At 69.5% G+C, this 16,698-nt stretch carries 17 protein-coding genes and 1 pseudogene; 5 read left to right on the top strand and 13 right to left on the bottom strand.

Translation table 11 applies throughout. From position 1 onward, the window contains the following. Window positions 1-78: 78 nt before the first annotated feature. The 4 genes from FPZ41_RS36185 to FPZ41_RS36200 all read right to left on the bottom strand — a co-directional run bounded on the left by FPZ41_RS36185 (window position 79) and on the right by FPZ41_RS36200 (window position 3,819). The gene (locus FPZ41_RS36185; RefSeq protein ID WP_152867801.1) at window positions 79-1,164 is read right to left on the bottom strand and encodes an isocitrate/isopropylmalate dehydrogenase family protein; all 1,086 of its coding nucleotides are present in this window, start codon (window positions 1,162-1,164) and stop codon (window positions 79-81) included. Between the two features lie 77 nt (window positions 1,165-1,241). Continuing rightward, window positions 1,242-2,096: a sugar phosphate isomerase/epimerase family protein gene (locus tag FPZ41_RS36190; RefSeq protein ID WP_228023197.1), complete on the bottom strand. Its 855-nt coding sequence runs from the start codon at window positions 2,094-2,096 to the stop codon at window positions 1,242-1,244. Continuing rightward, window positions 2,093-2,803, bottom strand: a complete 711-nt coding sequence (locus tag FPZ41_RS36195; RefSeq protein ID WP_322621160.1) for an aspartate/glutamate racemase family protein — start codon at window positions 2,801-2,803, stop codon at window positions 2,093-2,095. Before FPZ41_RS36195 ends, FPZ41_RS36190 begins: the two co-directional genes overlap by 4 nt. A gap of 302 nt (window positions 2,804-3,105) precedes the next feature. After that, a complete protein-coding gene (locus FPZ41_RS36200) occupies window positions 3,106-3,819 on the bottom strand; it encodes a FadR/GntR family transcriptional regulator (protein WP_152867802.1) in 714 nt (237 codons plus the stop codon). Window positions 3,820-4,074: 255 nt separating this feature from the next. On the opposite strand from FPZ41_RS36200, the gene FPZ41_RS36205 reads away from it, so the two are divergent. Next, window positions 4,075-5,370 carry a CitMHS family transporter gene (locus tag FPZ41_RS36205; protein WP_152867803.1) on the top strand — a complete coding sequence of 432 codons (1,296 nt, stop codon included), beginning with the start codon at window positions 4,075-4,077 and terminating at the stop codon, window positions 5,368-5,370. 72 nt (window positions 5,371-5,442) lie between these two features. Here FPZ41_RS36205 and FPZ41_RS36210 read toward each other — a convergent pair whose 3' ends face one another. Genes FPZ41_RS36210 through FPZ41_RS36225 form a run of 4 tightly spaced genes read right to left on the bottom strand, consistent with a single transcriptional unit; the run spans window position 5,443 to window position 8,581 of the window. Next, on the bottom strand, window positions 5,443-6,702 hold the full coding sequence (locus FPZ41_RS36210; protein ID WP_152867804.1) for an FAD-binding oxidoreductase: 1,260 nt from the start codon (window positions 6,700-6,702) through the stop codon (window positions 5,443-5,445). Between the two features lie 11 nt (window positions 6,703-6,713). Further along, window positions 6,714-7,046: an NAD-dependent epimerase/dehydratase family protein gene (locus FPZ41_RS36215; protein ID WP_152867805.1), complete on the bottom strand. Its 333-nt coding sequence runs from the start codon at window positions 7,044-7,046 to the stop codon at window positions 6,714-6,716. Next, a complete protein-coding gene (locus FPZ41_RS36220; protein ID WP_194236338.1) occupies window positions 7,043-7,525 on the bottom strand; it encodes a MarR family winged helix-turn-helix transcriptional regulator in 483 nt (160 codons plus the stop codon). The genes FPZ41_RS36215 and FPZ41_RS36220 overlap by 4 nt, the downstream gene beginning before the upstream one ends. A gap of 48 nt (window positions 7,526-7,573) precedes the next feature. Beyond that, a complete protein-coding gene (locus FPZ41_RS36225; RefSeq protein ID WP_152867807.1) occupies window positions 7,574-8,581 on the bottom strand; it encodes an aldo/keto reductase in 1,008 nt (335 codons plus the stop codon). Window positions 8,582-8,670: 89 nt separating this feature from the next. Here FPZ41_RS36225 and FPZ41_RS36230 point away from each other — a divergent pair, with 89 nt between their 5' ends. After that, a complete protein-coding gene (locus FPZ41_RS36230) occupies window positions 8,671-9,585 on the top strand; it encodes an AraC family transcriptional regulator (RefSeq protein WP_152867808.1) in 915 nt (304 codons plus the stop codon). Between the two features lie 440 nt (window positions 9,586-10,025). On the opposite strand, the gene FPZ41_RS36240 is transcribed toward FPZ41_RS36230, so the two are convergent. The 3 genes and pseudogenes from FPZ41_RS36240 to FPZ41_RS36250 all read right to left on the bottom strand — a co-directional run. Beyond that, window positions 10,026-10,763: a hypothetical protein gene (locus FPZ41_RS36240; RefSeq protein ID WP_152867810.1), complete on the bottom strand. Its 738-nt coding sequence runs from the start codon at window positions 10,761-10,763 to the stop codon at window positions 10,026-10,028. 156 nt (window positions 10,764-10,919) lie between these two features. Then, window positions 10,920-11,318 (bottom strand): hypothetical protein, encoded by a 399-nt coding sequence (locus FPZ41_RS48960; protein ID WP_228023199.1) that lies wholly within the window; start codon window positions 11,316-11,318, stop codon window positions 10,920-10,922. Between the two features lie 76 nt (window positions 11,319-11,394). Next, a pseudogene (locus tag FPZ41_RS36250) lies at window positions 11,395-11,928 on the bottom strand (ABC transporter ATP-binding protein); the annotation flags it as partial. A 97-nt stretch (window positions 11,929-12,025) separates the two neighbouring features. On the opposite strand from FPZ41_RS36250, the gene FPZ41_RS47495 reads away from it, so the two are divergent. Further along, complete coding sequence (locus FPZ41_RS47495; protein ID WP_194236340.1) at window positions 12,026-12,202, top strand: hypothetical protein; 177 nt, start codon at window positions 12,026-12,028, stop codon at window positions 12,200-12,202. A 321-nt stretch (window positions 12,203-12,523) separates the two neighbouring features. Here the strand turns inward: FPZ41_RS47495 and FPZ41_RS36255 are convergent, their stop codons facing one another. Continuing rightward, entirely contained in the window at window positions 12,524-13,120 is a 597-nt protein-coding gene (locus FPZ41_RS36255) for a TetR/AcrR family transcriptional regulator (RefSeq protein ID WP_152867812.1), read from the bottom strand. Window positions 13,121-13,183: 63 nt separating this feature from the next. On the opposite strand from FPZ41_RS36255, the gene FPZ41_RS36260 reads away from it, so the two are divergent. Next, window positions 13,184-14,071 carry an NAD(P)H-binding protein gene (locus FPZ41_RS36260; protein ID WP_152867813.1) on the top strand — a complete coding sequence of 296 codons (888 nt, stop codon included), beginning with the start codon at window positions 13,184-13,186 and terminating at the stop codon, window positions 14,069-14,071. A gap of 211 nt (window positions 14,072-14,282) precedes the next feature. Here the strand turns inward: FPZ41_RS36260 and FPZ41_RS36265 are convergent, their stop codons facing one another. Next, window positions 14,283-15,443: a PP2C family protein-serine/threonine phosphatase gene (locus FPZ41_RS36265; RefSeq protein WP_152867814.1), complete on the bottom strand. Its 1,161-nt coding sequence runs from the start codon at window positions 15,441-15,443 to the stop codon at window positions 14,283-14,285. Window positions 15,444-15,996: 553 nt separating this feature from the next. On the opposite strand from FPZ41_RS36265, the gene panD reads away from it, so the two are divergent. Further along, entirely contained in the window at window positions 15,997-16,416 is a 420-nt protein-coding gene (panD, locus tag FPZ41_RS36270) for an aspartate 1-decarboxylase (protein WP_152867815.1), read from the top strand. Window positions 16,417-16,698 lie beyond the last annotated feature (282 nt).

Consider the following 16,698-nt stretch of genomic DNA (forward strand, 5'->3'; position numbering starts at 1 on the left):
TCCCCCGGCTCACGGGGGTGCCGTACTTGGGCGAAGCTCGGAGTGCCGCGGGGGAGGGCCCGCCCCGGAGCCGGTGGGTCAGTTCTGGCCGGCGGCGGTGATGGCCTCGATGACGGCGGCGGTGAACTCGGTGGTGGAGGCGCTGCCTCCGAGGTCGCGGGTGGAGGTGCCGCCGGCGATGGCGTCGGCCACACCCGTCTCGATGATCTTCGCGGTCGCGGCCGGCGCCTCGTCGCCGTGCTTGGCCCCGAGCCACTCGAACAGCATCGCGCCGGAGAGGATCATGGCGACCGGGTTGGCGATGTTCTGCCCGGCGATGTCGGGGGCGGAACCGTGGGACGCCTGGGCCATCGCGGTCGTGGCGGAGGCGTTGATGGAGGGTGCGGTGCCCAGCGAGCCGGAGATCTCGCCCGCGAGGTCGGAGAGGATGTCGCCGAACATGTTCTCGGTGACGATGACGTCGAAGTCCTGGGCGCGGCGCACCAGGTGCACGGTCATGGCGTCGATGTGGAAGTCGTCCACCGTGACGTCCGGGTAGTCCTGGGCGACTTCCTGGCACACGGTGCGGAACAGGCCGGTGGTGAGCTTGAGGACGTTGGCCTTGTGGACGATGGTGAGCTTCTTGCGGCGCGAGCGAGCCAGGTCGAAGGCGACGCGGGCCACGCGTTCGGTGGCCTCGCGGGTGATGATGCCCATCATGATCGCCGTATTGGGCGTGGGCATGAACTCGCCCGTACCGGCGAAGGTGTTGCGGTCGGCGTAGAAACCCTCGGTGTTCTCGCGCACGATGACCAGGTCGGCGCTGTCGCAGACGGCCTTCGCGCCGGGGAAGCTCTTGGCGGGGCGGATGTTGGCGAACAGCTTGAAGTGCTTGCGCAGGGTGCCCGAGGGGTTGAGGGCGGACTTGTGCGGCTCGGGGTAGCTGACGGAGTCGTGCGGGCCGAGGTACCAGCCGTCCAGGCCGGCCAGGGCCTCCTTGGTCTCCTCGGGAACCGGGGTGCCGTGCGACTCGATCGCGGTGGCCCCCAGCGGCAGGGACACCCAGTCGACGGAGACACCGGCGGCCCGGGCGGCGGCGGTGGCGATCTCGACGGAGGAAGGGACGATCTCGGGGCCGATGCCGTCGCCCTCCAGGACGCCGAGGCGGTACGTGGTGGTGCTCATGGTGCGGGTTCCTCTCTGGAGAACAATCGGTTCTGGAGAACAGTCGGTCGAGTGTGGGGTGGTCCGCGTGTGGGGGGTCAGGGGGCAGGCGTGCGCTGTGCCAGGGTGGCGGCGGCATCGGCCAGGGCGGTCCAGGACCGGGCGGCGGCCCTGAAACTGTCGCCGTCCTGCGTGTGTTCCAGCGTCAGCCACCCGGTGAAGCCGCCCCTGCGCAGGGCCTGAAGCAGAGCGGGCAGCCGGTGGTCGCCGACGGCCAGCGGGCCCCGGGTGCCGGGCGCCGCGAGCTGGAGACAGCCGGTCAGCAGGGTGTGGTCCGTGACGGCCTGAACGGAATCGACGCCTTCGGCTTCCAGGTGGTGGGTGTCCAGCACCAGTCCGGCCGGTACGCCGAGCGCGGTCATGACGGCGAGGGCCTGGTCGGGGGTGTTCCACAGGGATGTGTTGCCGCGTGACTGCGGCTCGATCAACAGGCGGCTGCCGACGGACGCCGCTTCCTCCGCCAGCTGCCGCACGGCGCGTTCGGCCCAGGCCCGCTGCACATCCTCCAGCCCCGGCAGGAAGGTGCCGCGGGCCTGGCCGAGGGTGAGCGGAACACCCAGAGCCCCGGCGAGGCGGGCCGCGTCCCGCAGCCGGTCGAATGCGTGGCGCCGTACGTCCGGTGAGGGGTCGGTCAGCGTCAGATGGTCCTGTGCGGCGACCGGACCGGTACCGACCCCGAGGATCTCCATCCCGCTGCTCTCGGTGGTCCGGAGCATTGCGTCGGCGTCGCGCGCGGTGGTCTCACGGACCTGGACTTCGACACCGTCGTAGCCGAGTTCGGCCAGATGACGGACGGCTTCGGCGAACGGTGCGTCGAAGCCGAGCGGCATGGGTGTGCGGCAGTCGGCACTGGAGACGGTGTAGGCCAGCGGCCAGGGCACCGGCGCGGTCATGGCGCGACCGCCGGTACGGGAACCGTCTGCCCCGCGTCGGGGAGGAGCAGCCCGCGCAGTTCACGGGCGGCAGCACCGGCACCGTCCAGCACGGGGACGTCCAGCAGTTCGGCCAGCGCGTCTCGCGCCGGGGCCAGGGAGTACTGCGCCAGCAGCACCGCGTCGGCGTCGGCGGCACCGACGGTTGTCAGGGCGTCGGCCAGGTGGCGGGCGGTCGCTTCCGGTGTGCCCGCGTCGGCCGCGGCCTCGCTCAGTGCGGTCACGATGTCGACCGGCCGGTCGGGTCTGACCGCCGGGACGAGCGCTTGGAGCTGGGCCACGGCCGCCGGAACGGCGGGCCGGGTGGAGGCGACGACGGCGATGCGCTCGAACGGGCCGGCCAGGGCGGCCTTGAACAATGCTTCGTCGGACTTCAGGACGGGCACGCCCCACAGGCTGCGGGCCGTGTCCACCACATCCCCGTAGGAAGAGCAGGTCAGCAGCAGGCCGCGGGCACCGCCGTCCATCACGTGACCGATCAGGCGGAGCATGCGCCGACGCAGTACGTCGGTGAGACCGCCGGCATCGCGGGCGTCGTCCAGGAGACGGTCGTCCAGCACGTTCCACACTGTGGCCTGTGGGAACTCTCGCGCGAACGCCTCCTGGGCGACGCGGGCTCCGGTCGGCACGGCATGAATCATGGCGACCAGGGGGTGGGCTTCGATCACCGGGCTTCTTTCCTCTTCCGATAGGCGGGGACCGGGAAGGGTCCCTGCGTCGGGCCGGCTCCGGTCGGCGTGGGAGCGCCACGAACGCCAGAGCGCCAGAGCGCCAAGAACGTCGAGTGCGCCAAGAACGCCAAAGACGCGGAGCAAGCACGGGAGGGGTTGCGGCAACCTTTCGTTGCGTTGCCGCGCCGCCACTGTAGAAGCATCACATCAACCGGTCAACCGGTTCACCTCGTGGGGGTGATGGTGAGGGCCGTCGATGCGTGCCGGTGGCCCGGGGTCGGCTGCGCCGGTCGCGCCGGCTACGCCTGGCGCTGTTCGAGGGCCTCCATCAGTCGCCGGGACGCACCGTCCATGTGCCGGGTCATCGCCGCGCGGGAGGCCTCCGCGTCCCCCTTGGCGACCGCTTCGAAGATGGGCACGTGGTCGGCGTAGGCCACTTCGCGAGACCGGACAGCGCCTGTGCGCTGTACCCAGCCGCGCTGGATCGTTGCCCGCATGCCCTTCAGCATGTCCCGCAGGACCGTGTTGCCGGCCAGCTCTCCCAGTGCCGCGTGGAAGGCCGTGTCGGCCTCGGGGAAGTCCTCGTCCGGGCACTCCCGCATGGCGGTCAGCCGGGCGCGCAGCAGTTCGATACCCGCCTCGTCGCGGGCCTGTGCGGCCAGTCCGGCGACGGTGACCTCGAGCTCCGCGCGGGCCTGCACCATGTCCCGTGCGACCCGGCCGCCGAACACCAGGCCCAGTTCGAACAGGCGGTAGAGCACGTCGGAGTCGGCGCCGCGGAAGTACGTCCCGCTGGACTGGCGGATCTCCAGCAGGCCGAGGAAGCCCAGCGACTTGATCGCCTCGCGCACGGTGGGCCGGTTCACTCCGAGCATCTCGGTCAGCTGCCGCTCGGAGGGGATGCGGTCGCCGGGCTGTACCTCGCCGGACATCAGATAGTCGATCAGGCGGCGGGAGACCTCCGAGGCCAGCGGCTCCCGTGGCTCGACCGTGATCTTGGCGAGTTCGGCCATCGAATTCCTCACTTCGGTATTGACGTGTTGGCTGGATTCTAGTTACCTACCGGCAATCCGGTAAACCGGTTGGCCGACGTCGGTGACGAGTCTCCTTGGCATCGTGCGAGCCGTACGGGAAGCGCCTGCCCTGCCAGGCGCACCCCTTCACCGTCCACCGCGCCGGGCCCTGTCATCGCCCCCGCATGCGCTGACCCGCGCAGAACCTCACCGCTGCCCGCCAGCGGCCCTTCAGCCCTGCCCCAAGGAGCAACGATGCTCGCCGTCCTCGGCTTCGCCACTCTGGGCAGCTTCATGCTGCTCGTGATGCGGAAGCACCTCTCCGCCTTCACCGCCATCATGCTCACCCCGATCGCCGCCGCCCTCATCGCCGGCAAGGGCGCCAAGCTCGGCGACATGATCATGAACGGTCTGGACACCGTCGCGCCCACCGCCGCGCTGCTGCTGTTCGCCGTCCTCTACTTCGGCCTGATGATGGAGGTCAAACTCTTCGAGCCCGTCTGCCAGGTCATCGTCCGCGCCTCCAAGGGCGACCCGGTCCGCATCACCGTCGGCACCGCGGTCCTGGCTCTGCTCGTCGCCCTCGACGGTGACGGCACCACCAGCTACATGATCATCTGCTCGGCGTTCCTGCCCATCTACCGACGCCTGGGCATGAATCCCCTCATCGTCGCCGCGATCGCCGCGATGTCGCTGGGCACCATCTCCGGCACCACGCCCTGGGGCGGCGCCGCCACTCGCGGCATCAGCGTCCTGCACCTGAACGCGACCGACTACTTCGTCCACATGATCGGCCCCATGGCCCTCACCAGCCTGGCCATCATCGCCGTGGCCTACTGGCTGGGCCTGCGCGAACGTCACAAGATCGACCCCGAGGCGCTTGCCGCCTACAAGCTCGAGATCGCCTCGGGCGAAGCCTTCGAACCGGTGAAGCCGGACTGGCGCATGTGGTTCAACGCCGCCCTCACCCTGCTGCTGATGGTGCTGCTCATCCTGGAGGTTGCCGACCTTCTGGTGCTGTTCATGGTCGCGTTCGTGATCGCCCTGCTCGTCAACATCCGCAGCATCAGCGACCAGCAGGACCTCATCAAGCGCCAGGCCGCCAACGCCGTTCCCGTGATGATCCTCGTCCTGGCGGCAGGTGTGTTCACCGGCATCATGACCGACTCCGGCATGATCAAGGCCATGGCCGACGCCGCCCTCGCCGTCGTCCCCGACTCCATGGGCAACCTCATCCCGCTGTTCACGGCCATCCTTGCCCTGCCGCTCGGCTTCTTCATGTCCAACGACGGCTACTGGTTCGGCGTCGTCCCCGTGCTCGCCGAATCCGCCGCCCACTACGGCATCGACGCCAACCAGATCGCCCGAGCCGGCGCCATCGGCCAGATCCTCCACATGATGGGCCCCACCAGCGCACCCCTGTGGGTCCTCCTCGGACTCGTCAAGGCCGAACTGGGCGACTTCCAGAAACACGCCCTGCGCTGGGGCATCCCCGTCTCCCTGGCCTACATCGCCTTCGCCGTCATCACCGGGGCCGTCACCGTCACCTGAGCCTTGGCCCGTTCTGCAGGGACGGCGGGTGCGCGAGACGGTGCCCGCTGTTCATGCGACGGTGCCTGCTGTTCATGCGACAGGGAAGTTCTGGTCGAAGACGTTGTCCGGGTCCACTTCCCGCTTGATCTCGCGCAGGCGGCTCAGCGTCGCCGGCGGGAATGCCTCGGTGAGCCGCTCTGGCGAGAAAGCTGTTTCGAAGCTCAGGTAGAGGCCGTCCAGCGAGGGACGCACGGCTTCCCACGCGGTGTCGAACTCGACCGAGGGGCCGCCGGCGACAGCGGTGACGGAGAAGTTCTGGTGCCGGTGAGCGAAGGCGGTGGCCCCGGCATCGACGTCGTTGATCGCCCCGCCGACGGAACGTATCTGCAGCATCGCTCCGGAGCCCGTCGCGACCAGCGCTTCGAGCCGGTCACCGAGCATGCCGTCGAGGTGGACGGCAAAGCCGTTGTGGAGGTGGGCGCCCTGTTGGCCCATGTGCGGCATACCGGTCCGCGTCACCACGGCCGCGTAGGGCACCAACGCGGCCCGCCGGCCGAGGACGGGTCCGACCCGCAGGAAGGGGACGAGCGCCCGCTCGGCCGCGTCCGTGTCGTCGCCCGTGAAGACCACGGTGGCCAGGGCGAACCCTCCGCCCGACAGGTACAGGAACGCACTGATCTCGCGGGGAGCGGACTCGACGGTCTTGCCCCATGCGCGCAGGAACGGCGCGATCCGGTCGACACGAAACTGGATGGCGGCGTGCGCGACAACCGGTACCGGCGCGGCAGAGAAGTCCATGGAGGTGACGATGCCGACGTTGGCGCCGGCGCCGCGCACGGCCCAGAACAGGTCGGGGTCGCGTTCCTCGTCCACGGTGTGGATCGCGCCGTCGGCGGTGACGATCTCGGCCGCGACGAGATGGTCGATCGTCAGGCCGTGAGCGCGGCCCATCAGACCGATACCGGCGGTCGTCGCCAGGCCGCCGACTCCCACGTCCCCCGAATCGCCCGAGCTGATGGACAGTCCCCAGGGATGCAGCGCCGCGGCCACGTCGCCCCAGCGGCTGCCCGGTCCGATGCGGACCAGGTTGCCGTCCGGATCGAGCCGCTCGATCGAGTTGAGAGTCGCCAGGTCGATGACCGTTCCGCCGTCGTTGGTGGAGATGCTGCTGATGCCGTGTCCGCCGCTACGGACCGACAGCGGGCCACCGGTCTCCCGGGCCAGCCGCAGGGCCCGGGCGACTTCGACGGCCGAGCGCGGCCGGATCACCGCGGCCGGAGAACCGGTCGCGGTGTAGACGTGCCGGACGCCGGGATAGCGCGGATCACCAGGCCGGATGATGTCGAGCATGGGGGGCTTTCTCACAGGAAGTCGGGTGCCGTCGGGCCGGGGCCCTTGTCGCGTTCGACGCAGTAGTGCAGTACCGAGTCGGCGAGGGGGCTGTTTCCCGTGACCAGTTCGGGGGCGAGCAGGTCCAGCCGGCGGATCCGCAGGTTCGAGTGCGCCGGCCGGGCGGCGGGGTCGTCGAGCTTCGACTGCGTACGTGCCGTGCCGACCACGGTGGCGCCGGCGTGGAGCAGGGCGTGTGTGACGCCTTCGCCGACACCGCCCGTACCGCCCACGACGAGCACGGTCGATCCGCTCAGGTCAGTGCCGGGTCGCACCCGGCCCGGGGCCTCGGGTTCGGAGATCATGACGTCTCCTGCGAAGCGTGGTCCTGGGTGCGCTGGAAGTGGTCCAGAAGCCCTTGGAGGATCGCGTCGAACTGGTCGAGTCGCTCGGGTTCGATGCCGTCGAGGAACCAACTCTTGGCCGAGCGCCAATGCGGACCGAGCGCCCGCCGGTAGGCCGCGAGCCCCACATCGGTCAGAGTGACCAGCGCCGCGCGGCCGTCCGCGCCTGCGCCCCGGCCACGCCGTACCAGATTGCGCTCTTCCATGCGGCGCAAGTGGTGCGACATACGGCTGCTGTCCCAGTCGAGCGCGCGTGCGCACTCGGTGGATCGCATTGAGGCACCTGGCGCGGCCGCGAGCCGGGCGAGCACGCTGAAATCCGCCTCGGAGAGCTGTGAAGTGTCCCAGAGGTCACGCGCCAGCTCGCGGCGCACGGACTCGTTGAGCGCGAGGAAGTTCTGCCATACGCGTCGCTGCTGGGCCGTCGTTCTGTCTGACACGTCAGCAACCTTACAAGGTTGTTGCTGACGTGTCAGTAAGACTGGTGCCTACCAGGTCGGCATCGCGTATTCGGGGTAGCGAGCGCCCGCCGCGCCGTCCGGGAGGATCTCCTGGATGCGGGTGAGGTCCTCGGCGGAGAGGGTGATGTGCGCGGCGGCCGCGTTCTCCTCCAGACGGCGAGGGCTGCGGGTGCCGGGGATGGGCACGATGTCGTCGCCCTGGGCCAGCAGCCAGGCCAGGGCGAGCTGGGTGACCGCGATGCCCTTGGCCTCCGCGAGAGCCGTCAACTCGCGGACGGCGGCCAGGTTCTTCTCGTAGTTGCCGGGCTGCCAGCGGTCGTCGAAGCTGCGCATGTCGTCCGCGGGATACTCGGCCGCCGGCTTCACCGCACCGGTGAGGAAGCCGCGGCCCAGCGGCGAGTAGGGCACGAAGCCGATGCCCAGCTCGCGTACGACCGGCAGCACCTCGGCCTCCACGGCGCGCTCGAACACGGAGTACTCCGTCTGCAGCACGGACACCGGGTGCACGGCGTGGGCGCGCCGGATGACCTCGGGGCCGGCCTCGCTCAGCCCGAAGTAGCGCACCTTGCCTTCGGCGATCAGCTCACCGACCGTTCCGGCCACGTCCTCGATGGGCACGTCGGGGTCGACGCGGTGCTGGTAGAGCACGTCGATGTGGTCGGTGCCGAGGTGGCGCAGGCTGTTCTCGGTCACCTCCCGGATGTGTTCCGGACGGCTGTCCAGGGAGGCGCCGATCTTCTTCGGGTCGCTCAGGTCGAAACCGAACTTGGTGGCGAGGACGATGTCGTCGCGGAAGTCCTTCACCGCCCGGCCGAGGAGCTGCTCGTTGCTGCCGGTGCCCATGCCGTACAGCTCGGCGGTGTCGAAGAAGGTGACGCCGAGTTCGTGGGCGCGGTGGATGGTGGTGATGCCGGACTGTTCGTCCGAGGCGCCATAGGCCATCGTCATGCCCATCGTGCCCAGGCCGATGGCGCCGACCTCCAGACCCTGGGTGCCGAGCCTGCGGTGGGGGAGTTTGATGTCGTGCTGTGTCATGCCTTCCACGCTAGGAACGCGGCGCCGGGCCGTCATGGGGCACCGATCGCATAGGATTGCCTGATCCTCTCAAGCGAAGGGCGCGCCTCATGCTGAACCGTCTCGCCCGTGCCATTGAGCGCCACTGCCAGGGGATGTGGTCGGAGACCGCCGTACCCAGGCTGTCACTGGTCGCGCTCGACGAACTCCTCGAACCGATGGAGGTCATGTACGAGCCGATGATCTGCTTCATCGCCGACGGCGCCAAGCGCACCGCGGCGGGCGAGCGCAGCTGGATCACGTCCTGCGGCGAGATGGCGATGATCACCCTCGATGTGCCGGTGACCGCGGCCTTCGAGAAGGTTCCCTACCGCGCCGCGGTGATGCGGCTCGACAGCCAGGCACTCGCCGCCGTGCAGATGGAGTTGGAGGAAGCAGGCCCGCCGTCACCACCGGCCGTCGCGGCTGCCGTTACCGCACCGATGGCGCCGGAACTCGTCGATGCGGTCACCCGGTGGATCCTCCTCCTCGACACGCCGGAGGACATAGGACCCCTCGCCGGGCGCATCGAGGGCGAGATCCTCTACCGGCTGCTGCGCAGCCCGCTGGGTCCCGTCCTGCGGCACTGGTCCCTGGCCGACTCCGCAGCCTCCCGGATCCGGACGGCGGCCCGCTGGATCTGCGACCACTACACCGAACCGCTCGGCATCGACGAGATCGCCGAGGTGGCCCGCATGAGCCCGGCCACGCTGCACCGGCACTTCAAGGCGGCCACGGGCATGAGCCCGCTGAAGTTCCAGAAACATCTGCGGCTCCAGGAAGCGCGCCGCCGGCTGTTCGCGGGGGACAGCACGGCGGCCCAGGTGGCCCAGGCCGTCGGATACGTCAGTGCCACCCAGTTCAACCGCGAATACCGCCGCGCCTACGGTCTGCCTCCCGGCCAGGACGCCGCCCGGCTGCGCACCCGTCTCTCCGACGCCCGGCCCGTTCCGGTACTGGTTGACGGGTCGGGCGCGAAGCCGTAGCGGACGTCCTCGCGTGGCTTGCCGGCAGGCTTGAGCTCGCACATCCGGACGGTGCCCGGGCTGCCGTTCCCGCGGTATCCGACACCGGATCGCCCACAGAGGATTCGAAACCTGCTGTCACGGACCTTGGCGGAAACTCCGGGCAGCACCCCTTTCTCGACCAGCGCACGCGGTGCGGTCCGGGTCGCTTCGTGCCCCCATCCGGAACGGTTGATCATTGGGGCAAGGACGGGACCGTGGTGCTACGCGAACAGGACCGGGGGCCTACCAAGTTCCGCCAGGTCCCATCAGGGCACGATGCCGAACCCGGGAGCGGCCCCTGAGCCGACCTACAGCTTCGGATGCGCGTTCTTCAGGAGTTCCTGGAACTGGGCGGAGAACCAGTGCCCGGACAGCGGGGCGTCCGGCAGCGCGCCTGCGGGAACTCCAACGGCGCGCTGCTACTGCGGTCGCATCAGGTCCAAGTCCTCACCCCATGCGTCCAGCACTGCGCCGTGCCCGGCCCGCCGGGCCACTGCCTCGACCTGAGCGAAGACACGACGCTGTGTGGACACGTCGCCGGTTCCTGAGATGCGGTCCGCAGCGTCGAGCAGCATGCCGGTGTCCCAGCCGGGCAGCGGGAATCGGGCAAGCTCCCATTCCAGATACTTGTTGTAGGGGCGGGGACGACGGTCGAGAGCGAAGAGCAACTCCAGCAGAAACCGGATGCTGTCGGCGGCGTCGAGTCGGGCCGCGAGCGCATGTCCGTCGCGGTCGTTCTTGACCGAGCGGTAGAGGGAGTTGGCGTAGGCATCGAGCCATTCGCCAGCCTCTCGGAAGGCTTCATCGGCGTCGAGCTGTGCCTTGCCGGCCAGGATCTGGGCGATACCTCCGTCGAGCCGGTCGAGCACGACCCGGGCACGGGCGAGGGCGTACCGCTCGAAGCCGGGCATTCCGGCGGCGCGGAACTCGTCGAGGGAGAGGATGACGAGGTCGAGTTCTGGGGTGCGATGACCCGCGAACCGAGTGAGAGTCGTCGTCGCGCCGGCTTCGAGAACGACGTACAGGTCGTGGTCGGAGTGCTCGGTGGTTATGCCCTCGTGAGCCCAGGAACCCTTGAGGACAAGGCCGACGACAGCTGAATCAGCGGCGGCGAGTTCGACAAACGCGTCGTAGGCGATGGGCTTCTGAGCAGTCATTGATGATCTCCGGTGTTGTGATGACGGGTACGCCAGCTGGGCGGTCCCGAAGGCATCGGGGCCGCCCGCACCGTCTGCGGTGGCGCTTGGCCGCCGCCCGGAAGATCAACGCACATGCGAACACTACCGTCGGCCACGCTCGTTGCCCGCTACGACTCACACGAGCGCGTTACCGGCCTGCTGCTTCCCCACCTCTTTCAGCGGCGGCCCTACTGGCAGCCGCAGGTCATGAGCGAGGCCGCGGTCAAGCACCGGCTCGACCGGAAGCTGGAAGCCACCGGCCTGCGCGACCAGGCCGGCCAGCCGCTGAACTACACGCCGCACGACTTCTGAAGGATGTTCGCCACCGAGGCCGTCATCGGCGGGCTGCCCGCCCACATCGCCGCCCGCATCCTCGGACACAAGACGCTGACCACCACTCAGGCATACCTTGCGGTCTTCCAGAACGACCTGGCGCGGACCTACCGCGGCTTCCTCGACCGGCGCCGGGCTGATCGACCGCAGGACGAGTACCGCGAGCCCACCGAGGAGGAGTGGCACGACTTCCAGCAGCACTTCGAGCTCCGCAAGGTGTCACTGGGCACCTGCGGGCGACCCTACGGAACTCCCCGCCAGCACGAACACGCCTCCCCCACAGGTCACGGCGGCTGCGCGGGTCGAGGCCGGTGGTCGGCTCGTCGAGAAAGATCAGCCGTGGCCCTGCCACCAGGGTCATTGCCAGGTCCAGCCGCCGCTTCATCCCGCCGGAGTACGTGACCGCGCGTCGGTCGGCGGCATCAGCCAGGTGGAACCGCTCCAGCAGTTGCTCTATCACGCTCTCCGCATGGCGCCGGTCGAGATGACCGAGGGCGGCCATCAGCCGCAGATTTTCCCGCCCGGTCAGTAACTCGTCCACAGCGGAGAACTGCCCGGTCACCCCGATCGACGCACGCACCTGGTCTGCCTCGCGGCGTATGTCGTACCCGGCGACGCGAGCCTCACCGGCGTCTGCGGGCAGCAATGTGGACAGGATCCGGACTGTGGTGGTCTTGCCGGCCCCGTTGGGTTCGAGCAGGGCGTAGACGGTGCCTGCGGGGACCGTCAGGTCGACTCCGGCGACCACCTCGTGCTCGCCGTACGACTTGCGTAGTCCGGCGACCTCGATCGCACTGGTTCTCGTAGTCATGCCCACCATGCTGAGAGGTTGCCCCTGCGTCAGGGTCAACTGTTGCGGCTGTGCGCCGAGTACCTGGTAACACGCCGCCAAGAAGCACGACCACCCCGTGATCAATTCCTTGGTCCGGAAAAGGGCAGCCGGACTCACGGAACTCCTGGCCCACGAACTCCGCGACCGCGGCCGCGAGGTCGACGTCGAACACCTCCAGGTCCATCTGCCGCGCGTGCTCACCACGACCGACCACACCCGCACCGCCACCACCGAGCAGGAGATCGCCCGATGATCCGTCGCATGTTCCGCCGCTGCGGCAACGCCCCCGGCGCCCTCTCACCCGAGGACCAGGCGACCGACGGTCCGCTCCATGGTCCAGCCGCCACAGGACGGCCGCCCCACCTACTTGCTTCGGGGCGTGCCCGCCCACCGTCCTGACGGCGAGCTATCCAGCCGCGCCCCCATTACCTTCCGTGACTACCGGATCGGGACCATGCCGGCGACCTGTCTCCGACGCGCGGTGGCCGCCGGCATCCGCGGAAGCGGCCCGACCGGGCCCGTGGCAACGCATGCACCAGGCCGCGGAGCCTTCTTCGACCGGGAGCACCGCCTGTCACCGCAGCTGGTTGAATGCCTGGTCGGCATCGGCTACGGCCTCGGGGTGGACGGCGTCGGCGGTTCGACCGTCGGCGATCTTCTGCCAGTTGGTCCGGGCGAGCACCCGTTGGACCGCGAGTACCTGGGCGGCTCGCAGTCGTGCCTGGATGCCTTCGCCGAGGGCGTCCGCCAGTGCCTCCTCGTCCTCGAGCTGGTACCGCGTGAGCCGTCCCGCCAGGCTCGGTGTGGTGAACACCAGCCGATGGAACGCCACCACCTCGGGATGATCGTTGAGGCCGGTGACGGGGTCGTACCGATCGAGGCCGGCCCGGAAGTGCCGGTGCAGCGCCGTCACCGGCTCGATGCCGGACCTGCGGTCACGTACGACGCGTGCCGCCTCGCCCTGGTGGTCCGCAAACCGGTGCAGCACCAGGTCTTCCTTGGTGGGGAAGTACCGGAAGAGGGTCGGCTTGGAGATCTCGGCCGCCGCGGCGATGTCGTTGACCGAGACGCGGTCGAAGCCGCGCTCCAGGAACAGCGAGACGGCCGCGTCGCCGATGGCGTCGCGCGTCCGTTCCTTCTTGCGGGCCCGCAGTCCCGTCGGCTCGCTCATCTGACCACTGTAACATTCATGACCGAGTTGCTTTTTTAACCGAGTAACGTTTCCATGGGCGGCATGAATCAGACAGACATTCCTCCCGTGCTGGTAACTGGGGCGACGGGCCGGGTCGGCCACGCCGTCGTCGATCAACTCCTCGACGCGGGCGTGGCGGTCCGCGCCCTCACCCATCGCTCCGAGGCGGCGGCGACGCTGTCGGCGAATGTCGAGGTCTTCACCGGCGACCTCACCGTGCCCGAGTCGCTGGACCAGGCATTGAGTGGCGCCGGTGCGGTCTTCCTCGTCTGGACCGCCCCGCCTCAGACCGCCGCGGCAGTCGTCGAGCGGCTGGCAGCCCACGTGCGACGGGTCGTCTTCCTCTCCTCCCCGCACCAGACGCCGCACCCCTTCTTCCAGCAGCCCAATCCGATGGCGGCGCTGCACGCCGACATCGAGCGGCTCATCGCGGCCACCGGACTCGAGTCGACGATCATCCGGCCGGGGATGCTCGCCTCGAACTCGCTGGCCTGGTGGGCACCCGCGATCCGCGCCGGCGAGGTCGTCCGGTGGCCCTACGGCGCTGCCGAGACGGCACCGGTCGACGACCGCGACGTCGCAGCCGTCGCGGCGCGGACGCTCTATCAGGACGGATACGGCGGAGGCGACTACGTCCTTACGGGCCCCAAGTCGCTGACCCAAGCAGCGCAGGTGGACGTCATCGGTGACGCCCTGGGGCGCCGGATCGCATTCGAGGAGATGACGCCGGACGAGTTCCGAAGCCTGTCGGAGGGTACGGCGCCCAGCTCGGTCGTCGACATGCTGCTCGCCGCGTGGAGCGCGGCGGTCGGACAGCCCGCGTACATCACCACCGCGGTGGCCGACATCCTCGGGACGGCGCCGCGAACGTTTCGCCAGTGGGCCGCCGACCACTCCACCGCGTTCACGAGGGGTTCGGAGGGGTCGTGACCTCGTCGACCGCGATCTGCGCCCCTGGCCGCAGCCCTCAGTCCGACGTCGCCCCGGCCCTCGCCTCCGGGATGTGCCGGGCACGTGGGCGCGGGAGGACCAGCGGCCCGGGGCGTCGGGCGTACCGACAGGACGCGCAGCCTGCGGTCCAAGCGCGCGATGTCGACGGGAAATTACATGCGGAAGGTGTGCACGTCGCCTGCAGGCGTCCTTAAGGTGACCCGGGCCGCATGAGGTCGGGGGCCGCGGCGGCCCGCTCGATCAGGATCATCGCCGCGTCGTCCGACAGATGTCCGTCGGTGTGCCGGATCAGCGCCAGGCGCAGCCGGTCCAGATACTCCGCCGGGGTGGCACCGTCCAGCGTCTCCAGGGTCTCCAGCAGCGGGAAGAACTCATGGGAGCGATTGCGCGCCTCCAGCACGCCGTCGGTGTGCAGCAGCAGCCGCTCGCCCGTGGCGAACGGAAAGGTCTCCGTGGAGATGGGCGGGCCGGTGAGGAACTCCTCCAGGCCGAGCGGGGGCAGCGGACGGGCGGGGGAGAGGGTTCGTACGGCGCCGTGGTGGACGATCAGCGGCGGTGGATGGCCGCGGTTGATCAGCTGGATCGTCGTGTCGTCCGGCACCTGCGCCAGCAGCACGGTGACGAACTGCTCGTCCGGCTCCTCCCGGTTCCGCGTGTCGGCCCGGTCCACCAGTGCGGACTCCCGCTGCAGTGCGGCCGCGCAGCGGTGCATGACCTCCGCCAGGTCGTGCTCGTAGTGCACGGCCTCGCGGAAGGCGCCCAGCACCGCGGCGGCCGACCGCACGGCCGCCAGCCCCTTGCCCCGGACGTCCCCGACGATCAGGCGCACCCCGAACCGGGTGGTCGTGGCCTCGTAAAGGTCGCCGCCGATCTGTGCTCCCCGCTCCGCCGCCAGGTAGAAGCTGGCGGCCCTCACCATGCCCATCCGGGTGGGCAGCGGCCGCAGTACCACGTTCTGGGACACCTCGGCGATCCGCCGCACCTGCGTCAGCTCACGTGTCCTGCGGACCCGCACGGCACTGCTCACCATGCTCGCCGTCGTCACCACCAGCAGCGCCGCCAGATTGGTGTAGACCTGCTGGGTGCCCCAGGCTTGGTTCTTGGTCGCGGTGGCCGAGCTCACCAGGAAGGCGAGCGCGGCCACGGTGGCCGTGCCGCGCGGCCCCATGGTCACCGCGGCCAGCGCCGGCGTCGGGGACAGCAGAGCGCCGGTGTAGACCACGTGCGCCGGTGAGAACTCGATCGTGACCACAGCCGCCAGGACCACGAAGGGCAGGCACCGCGCGACGGTGAAGACGCTGCGGCTGGGACCGCCGGCTCCTCGGTCCGCTGAAGAGCGAAAGAATCCCATAACTCGTTACTTTAATCCGGTTGAGGCGAAATGCCGGTTTCGGTGGACGGCCCGCGCTCTGACCGGGGCGTTCCCTCTCTCCTCAGGTCGGTCGGCGTCATGTAGTAGCGCCGACCCTGTCATGAGCGAGAGCGCCGAGACGAGAGCTCCGCCGTGGCTGCGGAGTGTTCTGCGGTTTCAAGGTCGGCTTGGGATCGCCGGTTTGGCCAACCGGCGATGCGCGGCTGTCTTGCGCGCCGCCGGATCAGGCAACGGATCTTGTCCGACCTGACGGTCGGGTAGTCGAGGCGTGCTGTGGCGATCATCGCGAGAGCCTTCGGGGGTCGTTGCGTACGCTGATCGCGGGCGTTCGTGAGGGGCAGCCCGGGGGGCGAGGACGACCTCGAGCACCCTTCCCTATGCCTGACGTGCCGTCAGGGAGTCAGTAGTTGGTCAGCATGAGTCCTGAAGAACCTAGGGGAGGCTGCCCGGACATGCGACTCGCTGTATGGTGTGGAAACAGCCCTTGACCTGCAAAAACGCAGGCAGGGAGCCTACCTGTGGGAGTGCACCGATGTTGCGTACCATGTTCAAGTCCAAGATCCACCGAGCCACCGTCACACAGGCCGACCTGCACTACGTGGGATCCGTGACGATCGACGCCGATCTCCTGGACGCCGCCGATCTCCTCCCGGGCGAACTCGTGCACATCGTCGACATCACCAATGGCGCCCGCCTGGAGACGTATGTCATCGAGGGTGAGCGCGGCTCGGGAGTCGTCGGTATCAACGGGGCCGCGGCCCACCTCGTCCACCCCGGAGACCTGGTGATCATCATCAGCTATGCGCAGGTCTCCGACGCCGAGGCGCGGACCCTGAAGCCCCGGGTGGTGCACGTGGACCGCGACAATCGCATCGTGGCCCTGGGTGCGGACCCGTCCGAACCGGTTCCGGGCTCGGACCAGGAGCGCAGCCCTCAGGCCGTCACCGTCTGAACCGAGCGGGCCGCGCGCGCCGTGCGAAGGGATCTGAACCGAGCGGGCCGCGCCCGCGCCGTGTGAAGGGAGCCCTGCCCGGACCGCCGTACCGGTGGGCCGGCGCGGTGACTGTCCGTCCACCAGTCGGGTACCCGTGAGGTAAGTCCAGAGCCGACGCATCGCATGGCTGGAGGACGCCATGACGCACCCGTACCCCGACCCGGCGGGGCCTGGGCCGACTCCCGGACCGGGGCCCGACCATCCAGAGCCGTTCCCGGAGCCGGGGCCCAAGCCCAGCCC

Source organism: Streptomyces acidicola (genome assembly GCF_009377235.1).
In the GTDB taxonomy this organism is placed as follows: domain Bacteria; phylum Actinomycetota; class Actinomycetes; order Streptomycetales; family Streptomycetaceae; genus Streptomyces; species Streptomyces acidicola.